We start from the raw sequence: 25896 nt of genomic DNA, 5'->3' as shown, positions 1-25896 counted from the left end.
AATGTCGGGTGGCTGTCGTACCGTTCTAGCCGTGGCCGATGCCGTACCCCTGCCGACGGTGCCCGGGATGACCGGGTTGACCGTGTTTGCGCGTGGCGGGTATGCGACCGTCTACCGGGCGACGCAGGAGTCGGTCGGGCGGGAGGTGGCGGTCAAGGTCGAGCATCGCACGCTGGAGTCCGAGCGGGACCGGCGGCGGTTCATGCGGGAGGCGCGGGCCGCCGGGCGGATGTCGAGCCACCCGCACGTGGTCGACCTGTTCGACGCGGGGGTCACCGACCTCGGGCACCCGTACCTGATCATGGAGCTGTGCGACGGGTCGTACGCCGAGCGGATGCGGGACTCGCCGCTCAGTGCGGCCGAGGCGCGGGACGTCGGGTTCAAGATCGCTGATGCGCTGGCCGACGCGCACGCGCTGGGGGTGCTGCACCGGGACGTGAAGCCGGCGAACATCCTGTTCAGCCGGTTCGGGGAGCCGGCGCTCGCGGACTTCGGGCTGGCGATCCTGGCCGAGTGGCGCGACGAGTCCATGACGCTCGACACGCTGACGCCGGCCTACGCGCCGCCGGAGACGTTCCGGCAGTCGCCGCCGGCCGGGTCGGCGGACGTGTACTCACTGTGCGCCACGCTGTACGCGCTCATGCGTGGGCGCCCGCCGCGGTGGCGGGAGGACCAGGCGCCGAGCCTGCTGTCGCTGGTCGACATGTTCAACGAGCAGATCCCCGACCTGCCCGGCTGCCCCGAGAACCTGATGGCGGTGCTGCGGGCCGGCATGGCCAACGACGAGACCGCCCGGCCGTCCGCGATCGAGCTCCGCGACCAGCTGATCAACCTGCGCCTGGAAGCGCCGCCGCAGGTGGTCGTCCCGCCGCTGGGCTCGCCGCCGGTGGAGCCGGTGTACACGTCGAAGCCGCAGGCCGAGATGAGGGAGGATCCCGACAAAACGGTCCAGCATGGCATCGAAGAGCGGCCGGAGATCGTGCTCGACACGCCGACCCCGCCGCCGGGCGCCAAGCGGTTCATCCTGGTCGCCGCGGCCGTCCTGCTGCTCGTGGCGGCCCTCGCCGGCGCCGGTATCGCGTACAACCTGAAGGCCGGCAAGAAGGAAGGCCCGGACCCGGCGAAGAGCCCGACCGCGAGCGCGGCCCCCGAGAAGGGCGTCCCGGCGACGATCGCCTGCCCGCCGACCGCGCCGAGGGCCGCCCGCTGCTCGCAGACCGTGGAGTGCTTCGACGCGGCCAAGAAGGCGGTCGGCTGTGAGACGCCGCACACCTGGGAGGTGTTCGCCTACGGCGACCTTCCCAAGGGCAGCCAGGTGCGGTCGCCCCAGGACAGCCAGACGGTCCGCGAGGTGTGCAGCGTGAAGACGTTGTTGCTCGTGTACCTGCCGGCGGTGGGATGGGACGTGGACGTGCTGCTGCCCGACGTGGCGCAGCAGCAGGCGGGACCGACCACGTTCCGCTGCCTGGCCGGCGAGCCGCCGGGCACGTTCACCGGCCAGCAGCTGCGCGTCAGTAGGACTTCTCCTGCCCCATCAGGTGCTGGGCGACGAAGTTGAGGATCATCTCCCGCGAGACCGGCGCGATGCGGCCGGCGCGGGTGGCGCCGAGCAGGGTCGCGACGCCGTACTCGGTGGTCATGCCGTTGCCGCCGTGCGCCTGGATCGCGGTGTCCACGGCCAGCGCCGACGCCTCCGCCGACGCGTACTTCGCCATGTTGGCGTTGACGCCCGCCTCCAGGTCGCGGCCCGCGTCGTAGAGGGCCGCCGCCTTCGCGACCATGAGCCGGGCCAGCTCGACCTGGATGTGCGCGTGCGCCATGGGGTGCGCGACGCCCTGGTGGCTGCCGATGGGGCGGCCCCAGACGGAGCGGGAGGCGGTGTAGGTGGAGGCCCGTTCCAGCGCGTACCGCGCGGTGCCGCAGGCCATCGCCGCGACCGTGATCCGCTCCGGGTTGAGGCCGGAGAACAGCGCCGGCAGGCCCGCGTCGGGGTCCTCGCCGATCAGGCAGGAGGCCGGGACCCGTACCTCGTCGAAGAACAGCAGGAACTGGTTCTCCGGCGACACGATCTCCATGTCCAGTTTGGACATGGTGAGCCCGGGGGCGTCCGTGGGGACCATGAACAGCGCCGGCTTGAGCTTGCCGGTGCGGTCGTCGGCCATCCGGGCGACGACCACGACCTGCGAGCATTCGTCGACGCCGGAGATGTACACCTTGCGGCCGGTGATCACGTAGTCGTCGCCGTCGCGGCGGGCCACGGTGGACAGTTTGTGGAAGTTGGAGCCGGCGTCGGGCTCGGTGATGGCGAAGCAGACCTTCCGCGTGCCGTCGGCGAAGCCCGGCAGCCAGCGGGACCGCTGCGCCTGCGTGCCGTGCCGGTCGACGATCGTCGCGGCGATCGCGGGCGACACCACGAGCAGCAGCAGCGGCGCGCCGGCCGCGGCCAGCTCCTCGCAGACGATCGCCAGCTCGGTGATGCCGCCACCGCCGCCGCCGAACTCCTCGGGGACACTGACGCCGAGGTAGCCGAGCTTGGCCGCCTCGTCCCACAGCTCGTCGGAGTGCTCGCCGGCCTTCGCCTTGCGCACGAAGTACTCGTGCCCGTAGCGCTTGCCGAGTTTCGCCACCGCGTCGCGGAGGTCCTGCTGTTCCTGGGTGTAGTCGAAGTCCATGAGGGGTGGGCTCCAATCAAAAAAAAAGCGAAACCAAGGCTAGGCCGGCGACAGCACCGCCAGCAGGGCTCCCGACTCCACCTGCGAGCCGGCCGCGACCCGCAGGTCGCTGATGACACCGTCGGTGGGGGCGTGGACGGGGTGTTCGAGCTTCATCGCCTCCACGGTCAGCAGCAGCTCGCCGGCGGCGACCCGCTGGCCGGGCACGACGAGCACGCGGCCGACCGCGCCGGGCAGCGGCGCGATCAGGGAACCTTCGGGCTGCTCGGCGACCGGCAGCGGGTAGCGGGGCAGCTCGGCCAGCGTCACCGAACCCTCGGGACTGTCCACGTAGGACACCGGGCCGACCTCGTGCACGGAGAAGTGCAGCCGCACCCCGGCGACGTCGAGCACGACCTGGTCGCCGGTCGCGGACAGGATCTCGACCGGCGGGTGGTCGGGCGCGCCGGCCGGGTCGAGCGCGGCACCCGGCAGGTCGACGTCGTCGGGGTCGACGCGGCGCACCGCCCAGGCGGCCAGGTCGTTGAGGCGGTCCAGCCGGTAGCCGACCTCGATGACGCCGGTCGGCCCCTCGTACACCACCGACTGCAGCGAGCTCGGGACGTTGCGCCATCCGGAGGGCAGCCCCGGCAGGGTGGCCCGCTTGGCGCGGCGGGCGGCGCCGGACAGCGCGGCGGCGAGGCACGACAGGCGCACGGCGTCCACCGAGGACAGCAGCGGCACGAAGACCTCGGGGTGCCGGTCGAGGAAGCCGGTGTCGGTGCCGCCGGCCAGGAACGCCGAATGCCGCAGCACCCGCACCAGCAGGTCCCGGTTGGTGGTGACGCCGTGGAAGCGGGCGCGGGCGAGGGCGTTGGACAGCATCCTGGCGGCCTCGGCGCGGGTCGGCGCCCAGGCGATGAGCTTCGCGAGCATCGGGTCGTAGTGCACGCCGACCACGGAGCCGTCCACGACCCCGGCGTCCAGGCGCAGCCCCGGGGCGGGCAGCGGGCCGAACGCGTGCGCGACGCCCGGCACGTCGAAGCGGTGCAGCGTGCCGGTCGAGGGCATCCACGCGTAGGCGGGGTCCTCGGCGTACAGGCGGACCTCGATCGCGTGCCCCCGCAGCGGCGGCGGGCCGTTGAACGGCAGCGACCCGCCCTCGGCGACGACCAGCTGGAGGCGCACGAGGTCGACGCCGACGACGCACTCGGTGACCGGGTGCTCGACCTGCAGGCGGGTGTTCATCTCCAGGAAGAAGAACTCGCCCGACGGCGCGAGGAGGAACTCGACGGTGCCGGCGCCCACGTAGGACACCGCCCGGGCGGCGGCGATCGCCGCCTGGCAGAGCCGGTCCCGCAGCTGCGGGTCGACGGCCGGCGACGGCGTCTCCTCGACGATCTTCTGGTGCCGGCGCTGGATGGAGCACTCGCGCTCGCCGAGCGTCACGACGTTGCCGTGCGAGTCGGCCATGATCTGGACCTCGATGTGGCGGGCCCGTTCGATGTACCGCTCGCAGAACACCGTCCCGTCGCCGAACGCCGACGCCGCCTCGCGCCGCGCGGCCGCGACCGCCTCGGCGAGCGACTCGCGGTCCCGCACGATGCGCATGCCCCGGCCGCCGCCGCCCGCGGACGCCTTCACCAGGACCGGGAACGTCTCCACCTGCTCGGGCTCGAGCGCGGTCGGCAGCATCGGCACGCCCACGTCGGCGAGCAGCGCCTTCGCCTCGATCTTCGAGCCCATGAGCGCGATCGCCTTCGGCGACGGCCCGACCCAGGTGAGCCCGGCGTCGATGACGGCCCGCGCGAACTCGGCGTTCTCCGACAGGAACCCGTAGCCGGGGTGCACCGCGTCGGCGCCGCACTTGCGGGCCGCCGCGATGAGCAGGTCGCCACGCAGGTAGGTGGCGGCCGGCGCGTTGCCCGGCAGGTGGACGGCGTAGTCGGCCTCGGCGACGTGCGGCGCGTCGGCGTCGGAGTCGGAGTAGACGGCGACCGTCTCGACGCCCATCGCCCGGCAGGTGGCGAACACCCGCCGGGCGATCTCGCCGCGGTTGGCGACAAGTAGCCTGCGAATCACGGCTGGTCCTTTGCTTAGAGGCGGAAGACGCCGAAGTTGGGGTTCTGGTCACCTGAACGGACGAGTGCCAGGCACATGCCGAGCACGGTGCGGGTGTCGCGCGGGTCGATGACGCCGTCGTCGTACAGGCGGCCGGACAGGAACAGGGCGGCCGACTCCTGCTCGACCTTGTGCTCCACCATGAACCGCATGGTGCGGTCCTGCTCCTCGTCGTAGGCGTGGCCCTTGGCCTCCGCGGCCTGCCGGGCGACGATCGACAGCACCCCGGCGAGCTGCTGCGGGCCCATGACGGCCGACTTGGCGTTGGGCCAGGTGAAGAGGAACCGCGGCTCGAAGGCGCGGCCGCACATGCCGTAGTTGCCGGCGCCGTAGGACGCGCCGATGTTGACCGTCAGGTGCGGGACCCTGGAGTTCGCCACCGCGTTGATCATGAGCGCGCCGTGCTTGATGATGCCGCCCTGCTCGTATTCGCTGCCCACCATGTACCCGGTGGTGTTCTGCAGGAAGAGCAGCGGCGTGCCGGCGGCGTTGGCGAGCTGGATGAACTGGGCCGCCTTCTGCGCCTCGGCGGAGAAGAGCACGCCGCGGACGTTGGCGAGGACGCCGATGCGGTGGCCGTGGATGGCGCCCCAGCCGGTGCACAGGGCCTGCCCGTAGGCGGGCTTGAACTCGTCGAACTCGCTGCCGTCGAGGATCCGCGCGAGGATCTCGCGGGGGTCGAAGGGGACGCGCAGATCGGCGCTCGGGATGCCCAGGAGGTCGTCGGCGTCGAACTTGGGCTCGGCGCCGTAGCTCCGGCCGACGGAATGCCCGAAATTGCGGACGACGCCCCGGGTGAGGCGGAGCGCGTCGCGCTCGTCCTCCGCGATGTAGTCGGCCAGGCCGGAGCGGGAGGCGTGCATCGCAGCGCCGCCGAGCGTCTCGTCGTCGACGGTCTCGCCGGTGGCCATCTTCACCAGCGGCGGGCCGGCGAGGAACACCTTCGCCCGGTCCCGCACGAAGATCGTGTAGTCCGACATGCCGGGCACGTACGCGCCGCCGGCCGTCGCGTTGCCGAACACCACCGCGACCGTCGGGATGCCCGCCGCTGACAGCCGGGTCAGGTCGCGGAACGCCGCACCGCCCGGGATGAAGATCTCCGCCTGCTGGGGCAGGTCCGCGCCGCCGGACTCGACCAGGTTGATCATCGGCAGCCGGTTCTCGCGGGCGATCTGCCCCGCCCGCTGGGTCTTCTTCAGCGAGAACGGGTTGACCGCCCCGCCGCGGACCGTGGGGTCGTTCGCCACGATCACGCACGGCGTGCCCTCGACGATGCCGATGCCGGTGACGACGCTCGCCCCGACCGGGTAGTCGGTGCCCCACGCGGCGACCGGGCAGATCTCCAGGAACGGCGAGTCGCGGTCGACCAGCAGCTCGATCCGCTCGCGGGGCAGCAGCTTGCCGCGGGCGTGGTGCCTGGTCACGTACTTCTCGCCGCCCCCGCCGCGGGCCTGCCGCAGTGCCGAGTCCAGCTCGGTCAGCCGCTCCAGCATCGCCTCCCGGTTGTCCAGGTAGGCGGCCCCGCGCGGGTCCAGCGCACTGGTCAGGATCGGCATGCCTCAGACCCCCAACTGCTTCGCGATGATCTCGTTCATGATCTCCGTGGTCCCGCCGCCGATGCCCATGATCCGAGCGTCCCGGTAATGGCGCTCGACCTCGGCGTCGCGCAGATACCCGAGGCCACCGTGCAGCTGCACGGCCTGGTCGACGACGTGGTCGCAGGCCGCGACCGCCGTGTTCTTCGCCATCGCCACCTCCGTAACGAGTTGATCGCCGCTTGCGACACGCAGCGCGGTGTGTCGCACGTAGGTGCGGGCGACGTCGACCTGCCGGGCCATCTCGGCGAGCCGGTGCCTGACCAGCTGCCGGCTGGCGAGCGGCCGCCCGAACGTGTGCCGGTCGCGGACCCAGGCGAGCGTCAGGTCGAGGCACCGCTGCGCGGTCGCGTAGCACTGCACGGCGAGGGACAGCCGCTCGGCGGCGAAGTGCGCCAGCAGCGTCTGAATGCCGCCGACGTCGTGGCTCCTCGGCACCCGCACGTCCACGAAGGACAGCTCGGCGGTGTCCGAGCAGTGCCAGCCCATCTTCTCCAGTCGTCTGGTGACGGTGAAGCCTTCCGCCACGACCAGCCGCACGCCGTCCTCGGTCCGCACGGCCGTGGTGGCGAAGTCGGCCCTGGCGCCGCTGGTGATGAAGAGTTTCGTGCCGTTCACGGTGTACGAGTCGCCGTCGGCCTTCGCGGTGGTGCGGATCCCGGCGACGTCGGATCCGCCGTCCGGTTCGGTGATCGCCAGGCAGCCGATGCGCTCGCCGCGCAGGGTGGGCCGCACATACCTGTCGATGAGGTTGGCGTCGCCGCTCGCGACGATGTGCGGCAGCGCGATCCCGTGGGTGAACAGGGCCGCGATCAGCCCCGACGAGCCACCCGACTGGATGATCTCCTCGGTGACCACGATCGAGTCGAGCAGGTCGCCGCCCTCGCCGCCGACCTCCTCCGGGAACGCGATCCCGAGCAGGCCCAGCTCGGCGGCCTTGCGGTGCAGGTCGCGCGGCACCTCGCCGGCCCGCTCCCACGCGTCGAGGTGCGGCACGATCTCGTTGCGGGTGAATTTCCGCGCAAGGTCCCGCAGCTCCGGCTTCGCGAACGCGTCGATCATGGCAGCAGCTCGTCGGGGATGTCGACGACCCTCGATCGCAGCCACTCGCCGAGGGCCTTGCCCTGCGGGTCGAAACGGGTGCTGGCCGCGACCCCGTCGCCGAGGATGCCGCGCACGACGAAGTTGAGCGCGCGGAGGTTCGGCAGCTCATACCGGCTGACGTCGCGCACCTCCGGCAGCAGCGTCTTGAGCAGGTCCTCGGTGAGGGTGGCCCGCAGCCACGCGTACGCCTCGTCGGAGCGTGCCCAGACGCCGATGTTGGCGTCGCCGCCCTTGTCGCCGGACCTGGCCCCGAACAGCGTCCCCAGTGGCACTCTCATCGGACCTCCACCGTGCTGCCGTCAGGGAGGACCGCGACGTGCGGGACCTCGCCGCGCGGTACCGAACCCGCTGAGAACACTCCGAAGGGCGTGGCGTCGCCAGGTGGGCCGGTCAGCGTGAGGCCGGGATAGGAGGCCAGGGCCAGCTCGACGGCCGCCTGCGAGAAGGCCCGGCCGGCCGCCTTCTGGTCGGTGCTCTTGATGTGCACGGCCAGCAGCGCGCTCGCCCGCTGCTCGTCGTCGGCGTCGGGGTGGTCCGTGCGGGCCAGCGTGAACTCCATCGGGTGGTCCAGCCTGCGCCGCAGCTGCCGCTCGACGAGGGCCGCCTTCTCCTCGATCCGCAGTCCACACAGGACGAACGTCATGCTGTTGCGGAAGCCGCCGAGGGCGATGGTGCCGACCTTCAGCGTGTCCGGCGGGGGGCTGCCCTTGACCCCGGTGACCTCGACCCGGTCCTGTCCGAGCTGGGTGAGCCGGATCGTGTCGAAGTGGGTGGTGACGTCCGGGCCGAGGTACTCGGGGGCGCCGATCTCGTACAGCAGCTGCGCGGTGACCGTGTCGACCGTGACGGCGCCGCCGGTGCCGGGGTGCTTGGTGATGACCGACGACCCGTCCCCGTGCAGCTCGGCGATCGGGAAGCCGGCGTGGTCGAGGTCGGGGATCTCGGTGAAGAACGAGTAGTTGCCGCCGGTCGCCTGGGCGCCGCACTCGAGGATGTGGCCGGCGACGGTGGCGCCGGCGAGGGCGTCGAGGTCGCCGGGGGTCCAGCCGTAGCGGGCGATGCCGGGGCCGACGACCAGGGACGCGTCGGTGACCCGGCCGGTGACGACGACGTCCGCACCGGCCTTGAGGCACTCGGCGATGCCGAACGCGCCGAGGTACGCGTTGGCGTTGGGCGCGATGGCGTCGCCCTCGACGTGCGCGACCTTGACGCCCGGCGCGACGGCCTCGATCGCCTTCCGCAGGCCGGCCGGGTTGAGGCCGCCGGCGTTCGTGACGATCTTCGTGCCCTGGTCGCGGGCGGTCTGCAGGAAGCCTTCCAGCTGCCTGAGGAACGTCTTGGCGTAGCCGGTGCCCGGGTCCTTCATGCGGTCCTTGGCCAGGATCAGCATGGTCAGCTCGGCGAGATAGTCGCCGGTGAGCACGTCGAGCGGGCCGCCGTCGAGCATCTCCTGCCAGGCCGTGGCGCGGTCGCCGTAGAACCCCGAGGCGTTGCCGACGCGGATCACTGCCGCGGCTCCCGCTTCTGCCCGGGCGGCCCGGCGAACGCCTGGGCGAGCGTCATCCACTCCCGCGCCTCGTCGCCGGTGGCCAGCAGCCCGAGGTCGGCCGGGTTTCTGCGCTGGGTGACCAGCAGGCAGAAGTCCAGGACCGGGCCGGCGACCCGGTTCGGCGCGTTCTCGGGTCCGAACGTCCACAGTGCGCCGTCCACCGTGGACAGCTCGACCCGGAACGAGCCCGCCGGCGCGCCACGGCCGTGGCTGAGGAAGCTGTGCCCGATCGTGCGGAAGCCGAGGTTGGCCACGTGCCGCAGGCGGTCCGTCGGGCGGCGGTGCTCCTGGGCGTCGGGCCGCTCCGGGAACGTCTCGGCCACGTCCTGGCCGTGCGCCCACGTCTCCATCATCCGGCCCGTCGCGCTCGACAGCGGCGACATCGCGGTGCCGAACCACGGCAGCTTCTCGTCCTTGGGTTTACTGGTCAGCGCCTTCGCCAGTGCGTCGCGGCCGTCGCGCCAGCGGCGCAGCAGCTCCTCGGGCGGGGCGATGTGCTCGGCCGCCGCGCGGTCCACCATCGTGAACGGGTCCTCGATCGCGCTCATCCGCTCGATGAACGCCGCCGGGTCGGTCGCCGCGAGGGTCGCCACCGTGTCGGTCCAGTGCAGGTGCGCGATCTGGTGCGCGACCGTCCACCCTTGCGCGGGGGTCGGCCGGCTCCAGTCCTTGTCGTCCAGCGCCGACACGAGGCGGTCGAGCGATGCCGACTCCGCCTCCAGGTCTTGCAGGACGTCGTCCAACGTCACCATCTCAGGTCCCCAGGATCGTCGTGAGCTGCACTTTCCACGCCGCGAGCAGCTGGCCGCGGCGGTGACTGTCGTCGGTGAGCAGGTTGGCCACGCCGAGGCCGCGCAGCAGGTCGAGGGTCGCCTGCACCGCCTCGCGGACGCCCGGGCGGCGCTCGTCGGCCCCGAGCAGCTCGACCGTCAGGCGGTGCATCTCGCGGCCCACCCGCGCCTCCAGGGGCACCAGCGCGTCGCGGAGGTCGGCGTCGGTGCGGGCGGCGACCCACACCTCGAGGGCGGCGACGAACAGCGGACCGGTGAACGCGGCCGCCAGCATGTCCAGGACCTTGTCGAGCCGCTCGTCGCGGTCGCCGGTGAGCGCGGCCGCCTCGGTGCGGATCTCCTCGGCCCGCCGCTCGGCGAGATGCGTGACGGCGGCGAGCACCAGGGCGGCGCGGGTCGGGTAGTGGTGCAGCTGGGCGCCGCGGGAGACGCCGGCGCGCTCGGCGATGACCGTGGTCGTGGCGCCCGACCAGCCGTGCAGGACAAGGCAGTCGACGGTCGCCTCCAGCAGGCGCTGCTGGGTGGCTCGGCTGCGCTCCTGCTGCGGGGCTCGGGTTGCGCTCACACCTTCGAGGTTGGCCTCTTCAAAACAAACAGTCAAGCCTGATTTTTTTGACCGCAAGCAAAAAGGCACGCGGCGGCGTGCCTTTTTGGGGTGTCTGTTCTGTTCCTCTGTCCTGTTCCTCTGTGCCTCAGACGCGGGCGCGGCGGGCCAGGCGCTCGGGGTCCATGATGATGACGCTCTTGCCGTCGAGGCGGAGCCAGCCGCGGGAGGCGAAGTCGGCGAGGGCCTTGTTGACCGTCTCGCGCGAGGCGCCGACGAGCTGCGCCATCTCCTCCTGGGTCAGGTCGTGGTTGACCCGCAGGACGCCGCCGTCGCGGGTGCCGAAGCGGCCCGCCATCTGCAGCAGCGTCTTGGCGACCCGGCCCGGCACGTCGGTGAAGATCAGGTCGGCGAGGGCGTCGTTGGTGCGGCGCAGCCTCCTGGCCAGCACGCGCAGCAGCTGCTCGGCGATCTCCGGCCGGTTGGTCAGCCAGGGCCGCAGCGCCTGCTTGCGCAGCCGGGCCAGCCGCGTGTCGAGCACCGCCGTGGCGGTCGCGGTGCGCGGCCCCGGGTCGAAGAGCGACAGCTCGCCGACCATGTCGCTCGGGCCCATCACGGCGATCAGGTTCTGCCGGCCGTCCGCGGCGCGGCGACCCACCTTGATCTTTCCGGACAGCACGATGTACAGGCTGTCGCCCGGCTCGCCCTCACTGAACACGATCTCGCCCTTGCGGACGTCGATCGTCTCCATCTCCTTGGCGAGGGATTCGGCAGCCTCGGGCTCGACGCCCTGGAAAATGCCGCTGCGCGCCAGTACCTCGTCCATCGCGTCCACCTCGAATCCGTCGGCGCGTCGCTCGCCATGAGCAATCACGCGAACGTCAGTTTATGCACACGGGGTCGTCTCCCGGGCGTCGGGCAGGATGATCACAATACATGCCGACCTGCGGGCGCGCCCCTTCTCGACGGTACCGGTGACGCAGCGGAACCGGACGGTCACGAGGTCGCGGGGGTGCGATATGTTCGCCCCGGGGCGAGTGGACCCCACCGGTTTCAGCTGTGGGGTGGGAAGCGCATGACGGTGTACGGCGGATCGCCTTCCCGTTGGCCCGACGATCGCGAGCAGCCTCCACAGGAGCAACCGCCCGGCCGCGACGAAGGTTACGGCCCGCCCGGCCCGGATCCGCGCGCCGGAGACTGGGCCGCCGAGCCCGGGACCGCGGCGTGGGGCGCCGACGCCGGTGCCGCCGTCTGGGGCGGTGACGGCCGTGGTGCCGATCCCGCGACGGCCGCCTGGCGCGCCGACACCCGCCCTGACCCCCGTTCCGGCGATCCCCGTTCTGGCGATCGCCGTCCGGGCGACTCCCGTGCCGGCGATCCTCGCCCCGGCGACCCGCAGGGCGGCGAGCTGCGCGGCGGCGACTTCCGGGCGACGCAGCCGCCCAGCAGCGCGTGGGCGCCCGACGACGCCCGCGGCCCGCAGCCGACCTCCGGCCCGGCCTTCGGCGGGGGTGCGCAGGGCACCTCCCAGGTCCGGGGGAGCGCTTCGCCGGCCGGACCGCTGTTCGACCCGGCCGGCCCGCCGCGGGGTGCCGCGCCGGCCGGCTATGACGGCCCGCCCCCGGTGCGGGGCTCGGCCGCGCCGCCGCCCCCGCCGTTCGACGCGGGCCTTCCGGCGCGGGGCAGCGCCCAGCCGACCGGCTCCCTGTTCGACCCGGGCGCGCAGGCCACCGGCCAGGTCCGGGGGAGCGCACAGCCGTCCGGGTCCATGTTCGAGACCGGTGGGCAGCCCACCGGCCAGGTCCGCGGCGGCGCGCAGCCGTCGGGCTCCATGTTCGAGACCGGCGGGCAGCCGACGGGGCAGGTCCGGGGGAGCGCTTCGCCGGCCGGACCGCTGTTCGACCCGGGCGCGTCGGCCACGGGCCAGGTCCGCGGCAGCGCCAGGCCGGTGAGTGGCACGTATGGCGCCGCCGCCGTCCCCGGCGCCGAGCCGACCGGCACGTTCCGCGACGCGGACCCGCAGGCCACGGGCGCGTTCCGGGAGGCCCGCCCGCCCGCGACGGGGACCTTCCGCGACGCGGACCCGCAGGCCGCCGGCACCTTCCGCGACGGCGACCCGCAGGCCACCGGCTCGTTCCGTGACGGCCGGCCACCCGCGACCGGCACGTTCCGCGACGCGGACCCGCAGGCCACCGGCGCGTTCCGGGAGGCCCGCCCGCCCGCGACGGGGACCTTCCGCGACGCGGACCCGCAGGCCACCGGCGCGTTCCGGGAAGGCCGGCCGCCGGCGACGGGGACGTTCCGCGACGGCGACCCGCAGGGCGGCGCGCTGCGGGATGTGCCGCCGTCGGGGCCGCTCAGGGATCCGCACCCGCAGGCCACGGGCACGTTCCGCGACGCCGGGCTGCGGGCCTCGGGCGGTGCGGTGAGCGGTCCGTTGTACGGCGAAGGAACCGCGTACGGCGAAGGACCCAGCTACAACGACGGCCCCTCCGGCCGGGGCTTCGGCACCGGGCAGTCCTCGGGGCCGGTCTACGGCGCCCAGCCGGCCGGGCCGGTCTACAACGCCACGCGGGCGCCGGACCCGGGGGCGACCCGCGGGCCGGACGACCTGTTCGCGGCGCAGGCGTACCAGCCCGAGGAGCGGGCCGGGCGGCGGAAGCTGCCGCTGCCCGGGGAGGCGCCGCCGGAGAAGAGCGGGGGCGGCCGCCGGACGGCGATCATCCTGGGCGTGCTCGCGGCGCTGGTGATCGGGGCCGGGACGGCGGGCGCGGCGACGTTCCTGGGCGGTGACGACCCGGAGCCGGCCAAGAGCCAGCCGGCGGTCGCGCAGCCGGGCGGCGAGGCGAGCACGCCGGGCGGCGGCACGTCCGCGCCCGCGGCGGGCGGGGCGGCCGGGCAGGAGGTCACGATGACCGCCACCGGCGACATCGTGATGGGTATGGCGCCGGGCGGCCTGCCGCCCAACAACGGCAAGGGGTTCTTCGACCCGGTCAAGGAGTTCCTGACCGCGGACTTCCAGATGGGCAACCTGGAGCAGGTGCTGACCGAGGACACGGGTGTCGGCAAGTGCTCCGCGGAGTCGGCCGGCAAGACGTGTTTCGCGTTCCGGACGCCGCCCGGCTACGTCAGCAACCTCAAGGACGCCGGGTTCCACATGATGACCATGGCGAACAACCACGCCTACGACTTCGGTGAGGTCGGGTACAAGAACTCGCAGAAGGCCCTCGACGGCGCCGGGATCAAGTACACCGGATGGCCGGGGATGATCTCGGTCGGCGAGGCGAAGGGCGTGAAGATCGCGGTCGTCGGGTTCTCGTCATACAAGTGGTCGAACCTGTGCAGCGACCTCGGCGCGGCGGAGACGATCATCAAGGAGGCCGCGACCAAGGCCGACCTGGTCGTCGTGCAGGTCCACCAGGGCGCGGAAGGCTCCGACAAGACGCACACCAAGCCCGGCACGGAGTTCTTCCTCGGGGAGAACCGGTGCGACACGATCGCGTTCGCGCACAAGGTGATCGACGCCGGCGCCGACCTGGTCGTCGGGCACGGGCCGCACGTCATGCGGGCGATGGAGTTCTACAAGGGCCGGCTGATCGCGTACAGCCTCGGCAACTTCGCCGGCTACAAGGCGCTGAGCTACAACGGCACCGTCGGCATCGGCGGGGTGCTCAAGGTGACGATGACCGGCGACGGCACCTTCAAGAGCGGATCGCTGACCGCGACGTACATGGTGGCGCCGGGCCTGCCGAAGCCGGACCCGAAGAAGCAGGCGATCCCGTTCGTCTCCAACCTGACGAAGCAGGACTTCCCGTCCACGGGGGCGAAGATCGCCGCCGACGGGACCATCACCCAGCCGAGCGGCTGACCCATCGTCCGGCGGGGCCGGCGGCTGACGCTGGGCCGGCCGGCTCCGCGCGGTGACGCTGAGCCGGTCGCCGCCGGGCGGCGACGTAGAGTCGGAGCGTGACTGAGACTGCGCTGGGGCTGAAGCGGCGTGCGCGCAGGATGGGGCGGGCACTCGCGGAGATCCATCCCGACGCGCACTGCGAGCTGGATTTCAGCACCCCGCTGGAGCTCGCCGTCGCCACGATCCTTTCCGCGCAGACCACCGACGTGCGGGTCAACCAGGTGACCCCGAAGCTGTTCGCGCGCTACCCGGACGCCGCCGCGTACGCGGCCGCCGACCGGATCGAGATGCAGGAAATGCTCGTGCCGCTCGGGTTCTTCCGCAACAAGACCGACTCGCTGATGAAGCTGGGGCAGGCGCTGATCGATCGGCACGACGGGCAGGTGCCCGGCACGCTCGACGCGCTCGTCGCGCTGCCCGGGATCGGGCGCAAGACCGCCAACGTGATCCTCGGCAACGCGTTCGGTGTGCCCGGCATCACCGTCGACACGCACTTCCAGCGGCTCACCCAGCGCTGGCACTGGACCACGGAGACCGACCCGGTGAAGATCGAGCACGTGGTCGGGGCGCTGATCGAGCGCCGCGACTGGACCATGCTGTCGCACCGGGTGATCTTCCACGGGCGCCGGGTCTGTCACGCCCGCAAACCGGCGTGCGGTGCCTGCACGCTGCGGCGCGACTGCCCCTCGTACGGGATAGGCGAAACGAACCTCGAAGCGGCGATCGGCCTGTTGAAGGGGCCACGGGTCGCCGAGCTGGCCGAGCTGGCGCTCGCCTCATGAAGCGCCTGCTCACCGGGCTGGTCGTGGCCGCCCTGTTCGCTCTGTCCGGCTGCACCGGCGACGCACCGGCAGCCGACGACGGAGCCGCCGCCGCACCGGCCGGCCCGCCGTGCCTGACCCCCGTCGAGTCGCCCGCCGCCGCCTCGAAAGACGGCAAGCCGCTGCCCGCGATGGCCGTGAAGTGCTTCGACGGCGGTCGCTACGTCGACGCGGCGCTGCTCGGCAACGCGCCGACGATCATCAACCTGTGGGGGTCGTACTGCGAGCCCTGCCGCACGGAGCTGCCCGCGTTCCAGCGGTTCGTGACGGCAGCCGGCGGCAAGGTCCGGGTCGTCGGCGTGGTCGTCAAGGACTCGCGGAGCGCCGCGCAGTCGGTGATCGATGACAAGAAGCTGACATTCCCGATGCTGGAGGACCGCGACCAGCAGTTCTCGATCGCGTTGAGCCAGGCGGTGGGCAAACCCGTCTCCAGCGCGCTGCCGGCCACGCTGTTCGTCGCGCCGGGGGGACGGATCGTTCACACGTACCAGGGGGAAGCCCTCGACGAGGAGAAGATCCGCGCCCTCACGGCCGGGTATCTGGGGATTGAGGTGCCCGCGTGAGTGACCGTCCCGACTGGCTCCAACCCCTGCTCGACCGCCTCCGGGACACCTCGGCGAGCGACTTCACGCGGCTGCCGACCCCCGACGGCGAGGGGCCGCGGCAGAGCGCGGTGCTGGTGCTCTTCGGCGAGCAGGAGGAGAGCGGCCCCGACATCCTGATGCTGCAGCGGGCCGCCACGATGCGGAACCATGCCGGCCAGCCCGCCTTCCCGGGCGGCGCGGTCGACCCGACCGACGCCGACACGATCGCGTGCGCGCTGCGCGAGGCGGAGGAGGAGGTCGGGCTCGACCCGGCGAGCGTCGAGGTGATCACGACCCTGCCGACCCTGTGGATCCCGGTGAGCAACTTCCTCGTCACGCCGGTCGTCGCGTGGTGGCGCTCGCCACATCTCGTCGGACCCGCCGATCCGGCCGAGGTGGCCCGGGTCGAGCGCCTGCCGATCCGTGACCTGGTCGACCCGGCGAACCGTCTCCGGGTGCGTCACCCGAGCGGCTGGATCGGTCCGGCGTTTCGGATTCACGACATGTTGGTGTGGGGATTCACCGCCGGCGTGGTCTCCACGCTGCTGGAACTCGGCGGATGGGCGGTGGAGTGGCCGACAGACCGGGTTGAGGAACTGCCGACACCTGGTGCCGCCCCCGTAGGCTGAATGCGTGTCTGGCAGCGTGATCGATATCGTCCTTGTGCTCCTCGTGGTGATGTTCGCCGTCAACGGCTACCGCCAGGGGTTCCTCGTTGGTCTGCTGTCCTTCGCCGGGTTCTTCGGCGGCGCGCTGCTCGGACTGCGCATCGGGCCACTCGTGGCCGAACACTTCGATGACGACCCGATCCGGGTCGTCATCTCGTTGGCGGCGGTCTTCGGGCTCGCGGTCGCCGGTCAGGCCTTCGCCAGCTTCGTCGGCAACCGGCTGCGCACGGCGATCGTCAACCGCACCGCGCAGGGCCTCGACAACGCCGGCGGCGCGGTCGTCTCCGTCATCGCCGTCCTCGTCGTGGTCTGGCTCGTCGCCGCGCCCCTGAGCCAGTCGTCGCTGCCGTGGCTGGCCCGCTCGGTGAGCAACTCGTTCATCCTCAACGGCGTCGACAAGCTCATGCCTTCGGAGGCCGACAAGCTGTCCGAGGCGCTGCGCGACACGGTCGACACGCGCGGCTTCCCCGACGTGTTCGACGGCCTCTCGCCCACCCGCGTCCGCGAGGTCGAGGCGCCCGACCCGAAGCTCGCCGGCTCCGAGCTGGTGAAGAAGTCGGAGCGCTCCGTCGTCAAGGTCCGCGGCGTCGCGCAGAGCTGCTCCCGCCGCATCGAGGGCTCCGGTTTCGTCTACGCCACCGACCGCGTCATGACCAACGCCCACGTCGTCGCGGGCACGAAGTCCACCACGGTCGAGGTCAACGGCTCGCAGAAGAAGGCCGTCGTCGTCGCGTACGACCCCGACCGCGACCTCGCCGTCCTCTACGTCAAGGGGCTGAACGCCCCGATCATGCCGTTCGCCACGAAGAAGGCCGAGACCAACGCCGACGCCATCGTGATCGGCTACCCGCTGGACGGCCCGTACAACGCCCAGTCCGCCCGCATCCGCGAGCACCGCAACATCACCGGCCCCGACATCTACGAGGACGGCAAGGTCACCCGCGAGATCTACACGATCCGCGCCCTGGTCCGCAGCGGCAACTCCGGCGGCCCGCTCGTCTCCCCCGACGGCACCGTCCTGGGCGTCATCTTCGCCGCCGCCGCCGACGACCAGAACACAGGCTTCGCCATCACCGCCGATGAGGCAGCGGTCGTCGCCGACGCCGGCAAGACCCACACCGACCCGACAGGCACAGGCAAGTGCGCTTGATGCCTTTTCGCCTCCTGTACGGCACTGCCGCCGGGGGTCTTTCGGCTCGCTGATGTTTGTTTGTGGTCCGCTGGTGGCCGCGTGGTCCTACGGCTCCGATGACTGCTCTGGGCTGCTCTGGGCTGCTCCGGTGTGCTCCGGTGTCAGAAGCGCTTGGCGTGCCTGGCTCTGTGATGGAGCACGACTCCGGCGGCGCCGGCGGCGAGGATCAGCAGCATCGCCAGCAGTCCGACGGTGATGCTCGACCCGACCGGCACGCTCCTGTCCGCCACCTGCCGGGCCCGGGCCAGGCCGGCCGCCTCGCTGGCCGGCAGCGGCGCGGCGCCGCCCTCCTGCGGCACCTCGGTGGCCTCTTCCCTCGGCGCCGCCCCGCTCTGAGCAGGCTTCCCGGCTTCGCCCTTCGGCGGTGCCACGGTCAGCGGGTTCGCGACCACCTCGGCCACCGGCTCCCGCAGCGCCGCCAGCGGATCGACCTCGCCGAACCCGAACTCGTCGTCCCGCCCCGCCGGCCCCAGATCCTTCGCCGTGCCGATCAACCGGTTGATCACGTTCGCGGCGCTCATCGTCGGATACTTCGCCCTGACCAGCGACGCCGTCGCAGCCACCAGCGGCGCGGCGAAGCTGGTGCCCTGCACCTGCCAGTACCCGCCACCGGGCCTGGCGCCGGTGAGATTGTCAGCGGGCGCGGTCAGCACCGTCTCCGGCCCCGTCAACGAGCCTGTCCACAACCCGCCCGCCCCGCCCGCCGCACCGCCGGCGCTGTCACTGGCGGTCGTGCTCGGCGCCGGCTTCGCGCTCGGCTGCGCCGCGCCTCCGCCGCTCAGCCCGGCCACGGCGACGACGCCGGGCTCGCGGGCCGGGTACCAGACCTCGTGGATCGACGGGTCCGTCGCCACGTTGCCCGTGCAGGCCACGACGACGACGTCGTGCGCCGCCGCGTACCGCAGCGCCTCGGCGATCTCGTCGCTGCGCAGCGCGCCGCCGAGCGACAGGTTGAGCACCTTCGCCCCGTGGTCGACCGCCCACCGCACACCCTTGGCGACGACCGCTGGGTCGTCGTACTTGTTCGACCTGTCCAGCACCCGCACCGGCAGGATCTTCGCCCCCGGCGCGACGCCGGCCACTCCGCTGTTGTCGTCGGCCCGCCCCGCGATCAACCCCGCGACCGTCGTGCCGTGCCCGACCGGATCGACCCGCCCGTCACCGCCGTCGACGAGATCCACGCCCGGCAGCACCTGCCCCGCGAGATCGGGATGCTTCGCGTCGACCCCGCTGTCGAGCACCGCCACGATCACCCCGCTGCCCGTCGACACCTTCCACGCATCCTTGGCGTCGAGCGCGTTGAGCTGCCACTGCGCCGACCTGGTCTGGTCGGCCCCGGCCGGCTGCGCCGCGACCAGGCACACCAGCAGCGCGAAGACCGCCGTAACAAGGCCACGGGCGGCGGCGCGGAAGAGGGAAACAGGTGCGATGCCACCCATTCTGGACCGCGCCGGCAGGCTCTGTCAGCCATCCTGACCGTCCCGCCAGATTCTTAACCAGCCGCTAAACGTCCCCCACGAACCAACCCCGATCCGATGCGAGCTCACGTCAGGCCCTCACTGAGCCGACGAGTCCCCTACGTCGATGGCCGCACAGGCCCGGATGCCTCCTCCTCATGCCAGCCGGCTCGTACAGGTCGGTGCGTTCTCATGTCGTCGACCCGGACCCGCCCAGGTGCGTCCTTCCTGGTGCGTCCTCCCCTCAGCCCGTCAGCGGCCTGTCAGCGCCCCCTTCACCGGCCGGCGTGCCGGTCGGTGCGTCCTCACCGTCAGCGGCCTGTCAGCGGCCCCTTCACCGGCCAGCGTGCCGGTCGGTGTGTCCTCACCGTCAGCGGCGCGCGTACTGGCCGGTGCGTCAGCAGCCCGCGTACCGGCCGGTGCGTCCTCTCACGTCAGCGGCCCCGTACAGGGCGATGCGTCTCACCGGAGGAGGCCATAGAGACCCAGGACGGCGCAGGCCAGCGGGATCGCCGACACCAGGCAGAGGACGTCGAGGATGTCGGCGGCGCGGCCCGCGTACGGCGACAACGGCCGCAACGCCGCACGCGCTCCCACCAGCGCGGTGCCCAGCGCCGCCGCCGCGATCAGCGACGTCAGCACCGCCCCCGGCGGAGCGGACAGGGCGAGCGCGACCAGGGCGCACCCGCCCGCCGCGAGTAACGGCACACGGTGGCGCACCGTGACGAACATCCGGGCGCGCAGCACCAGCGCCACGCCGGCGACCGCGACCAGCACCAGGCCGGACAAATCGCGGGAGTGGGTGAGCACGGCGGCGGCGACGCCCGCGGCGAGGGCCGAGCCCAGCAGCATGCCGGTGAGCATCTCGTCGGTGCGGGCGACGGCCGCGAAGACGCGGTCGCGGTCCGGTGGCGTCCCGAGGCCCGCGCCGGTCGCGGTGAGGTCGCCGGGCAGGGCGACGACCGGCATGGGCAGCTTGCCCAGCCTGATGGCGAGCAGCGGAGTGCCCGCGACGCCGGCCACGACGACCGCGAGGACGACGGCGGCCGCCGCGGCCGGGCGCAGCTGCACGGCCAGGAACGCGCCCCCGGCGCCGAGCAGCGCGGCGGTCGCCGCGGCGACGAAGAGCCGGAGCAGGTGCGCGACGCCGGCGCCGGCGAGCAGCGAGATGACGAGGAGTGCCGTGGAGGCCAGCAGGACGCGCCCGGCGGCGTCGGTGAGCGGCGGGGCGCTGAGCCAGCCGAACGCGGCCGCGAACGGCAGCCCGGACGCGGCCACGACCGCGCCGGTCAGGGCGTCGCCATAGGCCCTGGACGCGACGGTGCCGGTGAGGACGAGGACCAGCGCGGCGATCGCCGCGACCAGCGGCAGGTCGCCGCGGACCGTGGCGACGAGGACGACGGCCAGGCCGGCGCCGGCGGCGGTGAGCGCGGCGGCCCGTGTCGCGGCCGGGTTCCAGGCGACGCCCTGGCGGCGGGCGCCGGCGGCGATCGCGTCGACCACGTCGTCGAACTCGGGATCGGGCCAGCTCGACCGGGCCGGGACCAGGTGCAGGACGGCGCCGTCGCGGACCTCCTGACCGGCCAGGCCGGTGGTGGTGGACAGCGCGGTGCCGTCGCCGCGGCGCAGGAGCCACCCGCCGTGCCGCTCGCCGTCGTCGGCGAGGCCGACCCCCGCGTGCTGCAGCAACTCGGGCAGCAGCTCGGCCAGCGGGACGCCGTCGGGCAGCGCGACGTCGACGCGCCGCTGGGGCGAGTTGATCGTCACGCGGGCCAGGCCAGGGGATGCTGCGGGCATGCCTCAGGGGTACCACGATCGATGCCGCGATGGCGCCCCGCGACCTCGGATCGCACGTTGTGTGACTGAGATGTAACTCTCGATGCAACCTCGTCCCACGCTGCTCGTGCAGGTCTTACAGTGCCTGGCGTGAGCACGATCGTCGTCAATCGGTTGCCTCGGCGCCCCGCGCCCGAGATCCCGAGCGGTGAGCTGGTTGTCCAGGCGCCGCCCGAGATCCCGCCGGCGCCGCCGTCGCGCTGGCAGCAGATGGTCCAGGTGGTGCCGATGCTGACCGGCACGCTGGCGACCGCGCTGCTGTTCGCCGGGCGTGACGGTGGCACCTACTCCTACGTGATCGGGGCGGTCTTCGGCTTCTCGACGCTGGGCATGCTGCTGACCTCGGCCGGCGCGGGCAGCGGGCCCAAGAAGGCGCAGATGATGGCGGCGCGTCGTGACTATCTGCGCCACCTCGCGTCGCTGCGGCGACAGGTCCGCGACACGGCGGAGAAGCAGCGCACGGGCCTGCACTACCGGCATCCCGATCCGGGTTCGCTGTGGTCGACGGTGGACAGCTTCCGGCTTTGGGAGCGCCGCCCGGCCGACGGTGACTTCGCGGTCGTGCGCGTGGCGGTCGGCCCGCAGACCCTGGCCACGCCGCTGCACCCGCCCCTGACCGGGCCGCTGGAGGATCTGGAGCCGCTGACGGCCGGGGCGCTGCGCCGCTTCCTCGACGCCTGCTCGGTGGTGCCGGACCTGCCGGTCGCGATCTCGCTGCGCAGCTTCGCCCGCATCCATCTGAGCGCAGAGGCTCCCGATGAGGCGTCAGCAGCTTTGGTACGGGCCGTGCTGGCGCAACTGGTCGTCTTCCACGCGCCGGAGGACCTGCTGGTGGCGGTGTGCGCCGCGACCGACCGCCGGGAGCGGTGGGAGTGGACGAAGTGGTTGCCGCACGCGATGCACCCGACCCGCACCGACGCGGTCGGGCCGGTCCGGCTCGTCGCGGACTCCGCCGTCGAGCTGGAGGGCCTTCTCGACGACCTGCTCGCCAACCGGGGAAGGTTCGCGCCCGACCGGGCGGCGGCGCACCGCTCGTCGCCGCACATCGTCGTCGTGCTCGACGGCGGGGACCTGGCCGGCAGCGCCCACCTCGGCACCGACGGCGGCGTCGACGGGGTCACCCTGATCGACCTGGGCGGCGCGCCGGCGCGGCTGCCCGATCGGACCGCGATCGTGCTCGACCCGTCCGGCGGCCGGCTGGTGACGACGTCGGTGCCGACCGGCGGCGACCCCGTGGTGCCGGGCGAGTCCATCGGCGTGCCCGACCAGCTCACCACCGCCGAGGTCGAAGCGATCGCCCGCCGGTTGGCTCCGTTGCGGTTGGCGGTCGCTGGTCGTACCGACGAGGAAAACGCCAGAGGGGACACCGGTGCGGACCTGGCGGCGATGCTGGCGCTGGACGACCCGTGGTCGCTCGACGTGGCGAGGGCGTGGGCGCCGCGCCCGCACCGGGACCGGCTGCGGGTGCCGATCGGGGTGGGGCCGCAGGGGCAGCCGGTGGAGCTCGACCTGAAGGAGTCCGCGCAGGACGGGATGGGGCCGCACGGGCTGCTCATCGGCGCGACCGGGTCCGGCAAGTCGGAGCTGCTGCGCACGCTGGTGCTGGGCCTGGCCGCGACGCACTCGTCGGAGACGCTCAACTTCGTGCTGATCGACTTCAAGGGCGGCGCGACGTTCGCGCGGCTGGACCGCCTGCCGCACGTCGCCGCGTTCATCACCAATCTGGAGGCGGAGCTGCCGCTGGTCGACCGCATGACCGACGCGATCAACGGCGAGGTCGTGCGGCGGCAGGAGGTGCTGCGGCGCGCGGGTGACTACGACTCGCTCCGCGACTACGAGCGCGCCCGCGCCGGTGGGGCGCCGCTCGCGCCGCTGCCGAGCCTGCTGGTGATCTGCGACGAGTTCAGCGAGCTGCTGGAGGCGAAGCCCGAGTTCATCGACCTGTTCGTGCAGATCGGGCGGGTCGGCAGGTCGCTGGGCGTGCACCTGCTGCTGGCGTCGCAGCGGCTCGAGGAGGGGCGGCTGCGCGGGCTCGACACGCACCTGTCGTATCGGATCGGGCTGCGGACGTTCTCGTCGCTGGAGTCGCGCACGGTGCTCGGCGTCCCCGACGCGTATGAGCTGCCGCGATCGCCCGGGCACGGCTACCTGAAGGCCGGCACCGAGCCGCTGGCCAGGTTCAAGACGGCGTACGTGTCGGGCGCGCACCGGCGGCGCCGCAGGCCGGGTGCCGACGGCGACGGTCGGCGGGTCACGGCGTATGACACGCGGTTCGTGCCGCCGCCGGTCGCGCGGCCCGACGCGACCGACGAGCCGGCCGCCACCGCCAGCCTGCTCGAGATCCTCGTCGACCGGCTGGTCGGGCAGGGCGTTCCCGCGCACCAGGTGTGGCTGCCGCCGCTCAGCGCGTCGCCGCCGCTGGACGAGCTGCTGGGCCCGGTCGCACCCGAGCCGGGGCGCGGGCTGGCGGTCACAGATCCCCGGCTGCGAGGGGCGTTGCAGGTGCCGGTCGCGGTCGTCGACAAGCCGCTGGTGCAGCGCCGCGAGGTGCTGTGGCTCAACCTCGACAGCGCCAACGGACACGTGGCGGTCGTCGGCGGCACGCAGAGCGGCAAGTCGGTGGCGCTGCGCACGCTGATCGCGGCGCTCGCGCTGACCCACACGCCGGTCGAGGTCCAGGTGTACTGCCTCGACTTCGGCGGCGGGCAGCTGCTCGGGCTCCGCGACCTCCCGCACGTCGGCGGGGTCGCGGGCCGGCTCGACCCGGCCGCGGTCCGCCGCACCGTCGGCGAGGTCGCCGCGCTGCTCACCGATCGGGAGCGGCGGTTCGCGGAGGCCGGCATCGACAGCATGGCCACGTATCGCCGCCACCGGGCCGGCGTCGCGCCCGGCGGCCCGCCGGCCGACGTCTCGTCAGGCGAACTCCCGTCAGGCGAACCCTCGTCGGGCGAACTCTGGTCGGGTGCACCTTCGGCCGGCGACGTTCCGTCAGGCGATGGGCTGTGGGGCGACGACCCGTGGGGTGACGTGTTCCTGGTGATCGACGGGTGGGCGACCGTCCGCGGCGAGTACGAGGACCTTGAGGGCACGATCACCGACATCGCGACCCGTGGCCTCTCGTACGGCATCCATGTGGCCGCGTCCGCGTCGCGATGGATGGACTTCCGGCCGGCGCTGCGGGACCTGCTCGGCTCCCGGATCGAGCTGCGCCTCGGCGACGACAGCGACTCGCACGCCTCGCGCAAGGCCGCGGCGAACGTGCCGAAGGAGTCGCCCGGCCGGGGCGTAACCGCCGACGGGCTGCACCTGCTGGTCGCGCTGCCCTCACTGACCGGCGGCGACCAGGCCGGCCTGGTCAGGGCGGTCGCGGCGGCATGGGACGGGCCGCCGGCGCCGCGCGTGCGTCTGCTGCCGAGCCTGGTGCCGCACGCGGCGATGACGGCCGCCGCCGAGCCCGGCCAGCCGCTGGACCTGCCGGTCGGCATCGCCGAGTCGGACCTGCGCCCGGCGCTGGTCGACTTCGGCGCGGAGCCGCACCTGCTGGTGTTCGGCGACGCCGGGTCGGGCAAGTCGACGCTGCTGCGCGGGCTGGCCACGACGATCACCGAGCGGTTCACGCCCGAGGAGGCGCGGATCGTGCTCGTCGACCACCGGCGCAGCCTGCTCGGCGCGGTGAGCACCGAGCACCTCATCGGCGACGGCACCGGCGGGCAGGAGACCGAGGAGCTGATCGCCTCGGTCGCCTCGTACATGCAGCGGCGGCTGCCCGGCCCCGGCGTGACCCAGGAGCAGCTGCGCAGCCGCGGCTGGTGGACCGGGCCGGAGTGTTTCGTGCTGGTCGACGACTACGACCTGGTCGCCGTCGGGTCGGGCAATCCGATCGAGCCGTTGCTGCCGTACCTCGCCCAGGCCCGCGACATCGGCCTGCACCTGGTCGTGGCCCGGCGCAGCGGCGGCGCCGCACGGGCCCTGTTCGAGCCGGTGCTGCAGCGGTTGCGGGAGCTCTCGTCGCCGGGGCTGCTGCTGTCCGGGGACCGGGAGGAGGGGGCGCTGCTCGGCAACCTCCGTCCCGGCCCGCTGCCGCCCGGACGGGGGTGGTTGGTCACCCGCCGCGACGGCGCGCGTCTGGTGCAGGTCGCGCACGTCGAGACTGACTGAGCTTCGGGGCGTCGCCGCGGGCTCAGTTCCGCATCGAGAAGCGGCTGAGCGTCGGACCTCAGCGCGGCTGAGTTCCGCGGGTCGGCACGGGCCGGACTCCGCATGGATGCGGGTCGAGTGCGCCGGCCTGGTCGTCGAGGCTGCCCTGGCGTCGACGTTCGTGGCGCGTCGACGGGGTTGGCGCCGGGTGTCGGCGCGGCTTCGGTTTCCGTGCGTCGACACGGGTCGTGGTTCCGTGTCGACGCGGGGCCCTGTCTCGATGCGGGAGCTGAGCTCGCCCGTCAGGGCACGCTCAGGTCCGCTCGTGGACGTGGGCTGGGGTTTCGCCCCTCGACGCGGGCGGAGTTCCGCGCGTCGAGGCGGGCGAAAAGGGGCTATTCGGTCGGGTGCGCGTTGGGGGCGACGCCCGGGTCGTGGTAGGTGCCGTTGGCGACCGCCTCCTGGTAGCGCTTGCGGGAAGCGGCGATCTCGGCCTCGGCCTCGACCCGTCCGACCCACGTCGCGCCCTCGACGCTCTTGCCCGGCTCCAGGTCCTTGTAGACCTCGAAGAAGTGCTGGATCTCCAGCCGGTCGAACTCGCCGAGGTGGTGGATGTCGCGGAGGTGCTCCAGGCGCGGGTCTTCGGCCGGCACGCAGAGGACCTTGTCGTCGCCGCCCTTCTCGTCCGTCATCCGGAACATGCCGATCGCCCGGGAGCGGATCAGGCAGCCCGGGAACGTCGGCGCCTGCACCAGCACCAGCGCGTCGAGCGGGTCCTCGTCCTGGCCGAGTGTGCCCTCGATGAAGCCGTAGTCGGCCGGGTACTGCGTCGAGGTGAACAGCGTCCTGTCGAGCCGGATCCGGCCGGTCGCATGGTCAACCTCGTACTTGTTGCGTTGACCTTTCGGGATTTCGACCGTCACGTCGAAGTCCATC

At 72.9% G+C, this 25896-nt stretch carries 17 protein-coding genes and 1 pseudogene; 7 read left to right on the top strand and 11 right to left on the bottom strand.

All coding sequences use genetic code 11. The features are described from left to right. Positions 1 to 31: 31 nt before the first annotated feature. Positions 32 to 1558 (top strand): serine/threonine-protein kinase, encoded by a 1527-nt coding sequence (locus tag ACQEVZ_RS23600; protein WP_433369915.1) that lies wholly within the window; start codon positions 32 to 34, stop codon positions 1556 to 1558. Here the strand turns inward: ACQEVZ_RS23600 and ACQEVZ_RS23595 are convergent. The 8 genes and pseudogenes from ACQEVZ_RS23595 to ACQEVZ_RS23560 all read right to left on the bottom strand — a co-directional run bounded on the left by ACQEVZ_RS23595 (position 1512) and on the right by ACQEVZ_RS23560 (position 11181). Next, complete coding sequence (locus tag ACQEVZ_RS23595) at positions 1512 to 2672, bottom strand: acyl-CoA dehydrogenase family protein (protein WP_354889084.1); 1161 nt, start codon at positions 2670 to 2672, stop codon at positions 1512 to 1514. The two genes, ACQEVZ_RS23600 and ACQEVZ_RS23595, sit on opposite strands and share 47 nt — an antisense overlap. Before the next feature lie 39 nt (positions 2673 to 2711). Then, the gene (locus tag ACQEVZ_RS23590; protein WP_354889082.1) at positions 2712 to 4733 is read right to left on the bottom strand and encodes a biotin carboxylase N-terminal domain-containing protein; all 2022 of its coding nucleotides are present in this window, start codon (positions 4731 to 4733) and stop codon (positions 2712 to 2714) included. 14 nt (positions 4734 to 4747) lie between these two features. Continuing rightward, a complete protein-coding gene (locus ACQEVZ_RS23585) occupies positions 4748 to 6328 on the bottom strand; it encodes an acyl-CoA carboxylase subunit beta (RefSeq protein ID WP_354889080.1) in 1581 nt (526 codons plus the stop codon). 3 nt (positions 6329 to 6331) lie between these two features. Further along, on the bottom strand, positions 6332 to 7429 hold the full coding sequence (locus tag ACQEVZ_RS23580; RefSeq protein ID WP_433369910.1) for an acyl-CoA dehydrogenase family protein: 1098 nt from the start codon (positions 7427 to 7429) through the stop codon (positions 6332 to 6334). Continuing rightward, positions 7426 to 8918, bottom strand: a pseudogene (locus tag ACQEVZ_RS23575) (acyclic terpene utilization AtuA family protein). The gene ACQEVZ_RS23580 and the pseudogene ACQEVZ_RS23575 overlap by 4 nt, the downstream one beginning before the upstream one ends. A gap of 56 nt (positions 8919 to 8974) precedes the next feature. Next, entirely contained in the window at positions 8975 to 9772 is a 798-nt protein-coding gene (locus ACQEVZ_RS23570; RefSeq protein ID WP_433369907.1) for a TIGR03084 family metal-binding protein, read from the bottom strand. A 1-nt stretch (position 9773) separates the two neighbouring features. Then, positions 9774 to 10376 (bottom strand): TetR/AcrR family transcriptional regulator, encoded by a 603-nt coding sequence (locus ACQEVZ_RS23565; RefSeq protein WP_425552451.1) that lies wholly within the window; start codon positions 10374 to 10376, stop codon positions 9774 to 9776. A 127-nt stretch (positions 10377 to 10503) separates the two neighbouring features. Next, positions 10504 to 11181: a Crp/Fnr family transcriptional regulator gene (locus ACQEVZ_RS23560; RefSeq protein ID WP_033363643.1), complete on the bottom strand. Its 678-nt coding sequence runs from the start codon at positions 11179 to 11181 to the stop codon at positions 10504 to 10506. A 1842-nt stretch (positions 11182 to 13023) separates the two neighbouring features. Here ACQEVZ_RS23560 and ACQEVZ_RS23555 point away from each other — a divergent pair. From ACQEVZ_RS23555 to ACQEVZ_RS23535, 5 genes are all read left to right on the top strand, one after another. Then, positions 13024 to 14223 carry a CapA family protein gene (locus ACQEVZ_RS23555; protein ID WP_433376950.1) on the top strand — a complete coding sequence of 400 codons (1200 nt, stop codon included), beginning with the start codon at positions 13024 to 13026 and terminating at the stop codon, positions 14221 to 14223. Positions 14224 to 14363: 140 nt separating this feature from the next. Further along, the gene (gene nth, locus ACQEVZ_RS23550) at positions 14364 to 15047 is read left to right on the top strand and encodes an endonuclease III (protein WP_433376947.1); all 684 of its coding nucleotides are present in this window, start codon (positions 14364 to 14366) and stop codon (positions 15045 to 15047) included. Further along, positions 15044 to 15649 (top strand): TlpA family protein disulfide reductase, encoded by a 606-nt coding sequence (locus tag ACQEVZ_RS23545; RefSeq protein WP_354889070.1) that lies wholly within the window; start codon positions 15044 to 15046, stop codon positions 15647 to 15649. Before nth ends, ACQEVZ_RS23545 begins: the two co-directional genes overlap by 4 nt. Continuing rightward, complete coding sequence (locus ACQEVZ_RS23540) at positions 15646 to 16299, top strand: NUDIX hydrolase (RefSeq protein WP_425552452.1); 654 nt, start codon at positions 15646 to 15648, stop codon at positions 16297 to 16299. Before ACQEVZ_RS23545 ends, ACQEVZ_RS23540 begins: the two co-directional genes overlap by 4 nt. Positions 16300 to 16303: 4 nt before the next feature. Next, positions 16304 to 17488 (top strand): MarP family serine protease, encoded by a 1185-nt coding sequence (locus ACQEVZ_RS23535; RefSeq protein ID WP_433369902.1) that lies wholly within the window; start codon positions 16304 to 16306, stop codon positions 17486 to 17488. 143 nt (positions 17489 to 17631) lie between these two features. Here the strand turns inward: ACQEVZ_RS23535 and ACQEVZ_RS23530 are convergent, their stop codons facing one another. Both ACQEVZ_RS23530 and eccD read right to left on the bottom strand, forming a co-directional pair. Then, positions 17632 to 18969, bottom strand: a complete 1338-nt coding sequence (locus ACQEVZ_RS23530) for a S8 family serine peptidase (protein ID WP_433369899.1) — start codon at positions 18967 to 18969, stop codon at positions 17632 to 17634. A gap of 480 nt (positions 18970 to 19449) precedes the next feature. Beyond that, on the bottom strand, positions 19450 to 20784 hold the full coding sequence (gene eccD, locus ACQEVZ_RS23525) for a type VII secretion integral membrane protein EccD (protein WP_433369896.1): 1335 nt from the start codon (positions 20782 to 20784) through the stop codon (positions 19450 to 19452). A 129-nt stretch (positions 20785 to 20913) separates the two neighbouring features. Here eccD and eccCa point away from each other — a divergent pair, with 129 nt between their 5' ends. Next, entirely contained in the window at positions 20914 to 24981 is a 4068-nt protein-coding gene (eccCa, locus tag ACQEVZ_RS23520) for a type VII secretion protein EccCa (RefSeq protein WP_433369893.1), read from the top strand. 374 nt (positions 24982 to 25355) lie between these two features. On the opposite strand, the gene ACQEVZ_RS23515 is transcribed toward eccCa, so the two are convergent. Further along, on the bottom strand, positions 25356 to 25895 hold the full coding sequence (locus ACQEVZ_RS23515) for an inorganic diphosphatase (RefSeq protein WP_433369890.1): 540 nt from the start codon (positions 25893 to 25895) through the stop codon (positions 25356 to 25358). Position 25896 lies beyond the last annotated feature (1 nt).

Source organism: Dactylosporangium sp. CA-152071 (assembly GCF_050936335.1).
In the GTDB taxonomy this organism is placed as follows: Bacteria; Actinomycetota; Actinomycetes; order Mycobacteriales; family Micromonosporaceae; genus Dactylosporangium; species Dactylosporangium maewongense.
This window is presented reverse-complemented; position numbering and strand designations above follow the sequence as displayed.

Excerpts from the sequence above, each read along its gene's own strand:
- ACQEVZ_RS23595 (WP_354889084.1), bottom strand. The coding sequence starts at position 2,672 with ATGGACTTCGACTACACCCAGGAACAGCAGGACCTCCGCGACGCGGTG.
- ACQEVZ_RS23585 (WP_354889080.1), bottom strand. The coding sequence starts at position 6,328 with ATGCCGATCCTGACCAGTGCGCTGGACCCGCGCGGGGCCGCCTACCTG.
- ACQEVZ_RS23580 (WP_433369910.1), bottom strand. The coding sequence starts at position 7,429 with ATGATCGACGCGTTCGCGAAGCCGGAGCTGCGGGACCTTGCGCGGAAA.
- ACQEVZ_RS23570 (WP_433369907.1), bottom strand. The coding sequence starts at position 9,772 with ATGGTGACGTTGGACGACGTCCTGCAAGACCTGGAGGCGGAGTCGGCA.
- ACQEVZ_RS23560 (WP_033363643.1), bottom strand. The coding sequence starts at position 11,181 with ATGGACGAGGTACTGGCGCGCAGCGGCATTTTCCAGGGCGTCGAGCCC.
- nth (WP_433376947.1), top strand. The coding sequence starts at position 14,364 with ATGGGGCGGGCACTCGCGGAGATCCATCCCGACGCGCACTGCGAGCTG.
- ACQEVZ_RS23545 (WP_354889070.1), top strand. The coding sequence starts at position 15,044 with ATGAAGCGCCTGCTCACCGGGCTGGTCGTGGCCGCCCTGTTCGCTCTG.
- ACQEVZ_RS23530 (WP_433369899.1), bottom strand. The coding sequence starts at position 18,969 with ATGGGTGGCATCGCACCTGTTTCCCTCTTCCGCGCCGCCGCCCGTGGC.
- eccD (WP_433369896.1), bottom strand. The coding sequence starts at position 20,784 with ATGCCCGCAGCATCCCCTGGCCTGGCCCGCGTGACGATCAACTCGCCC.
- ACQEVZ_RS23515 (WP_433369890.1), bottom strand. The coding sequence starts at position 25,895 with ATGGACTTCGACGTGACGGTCGAAATCCCGAAAGGTCAACGCAACAAG.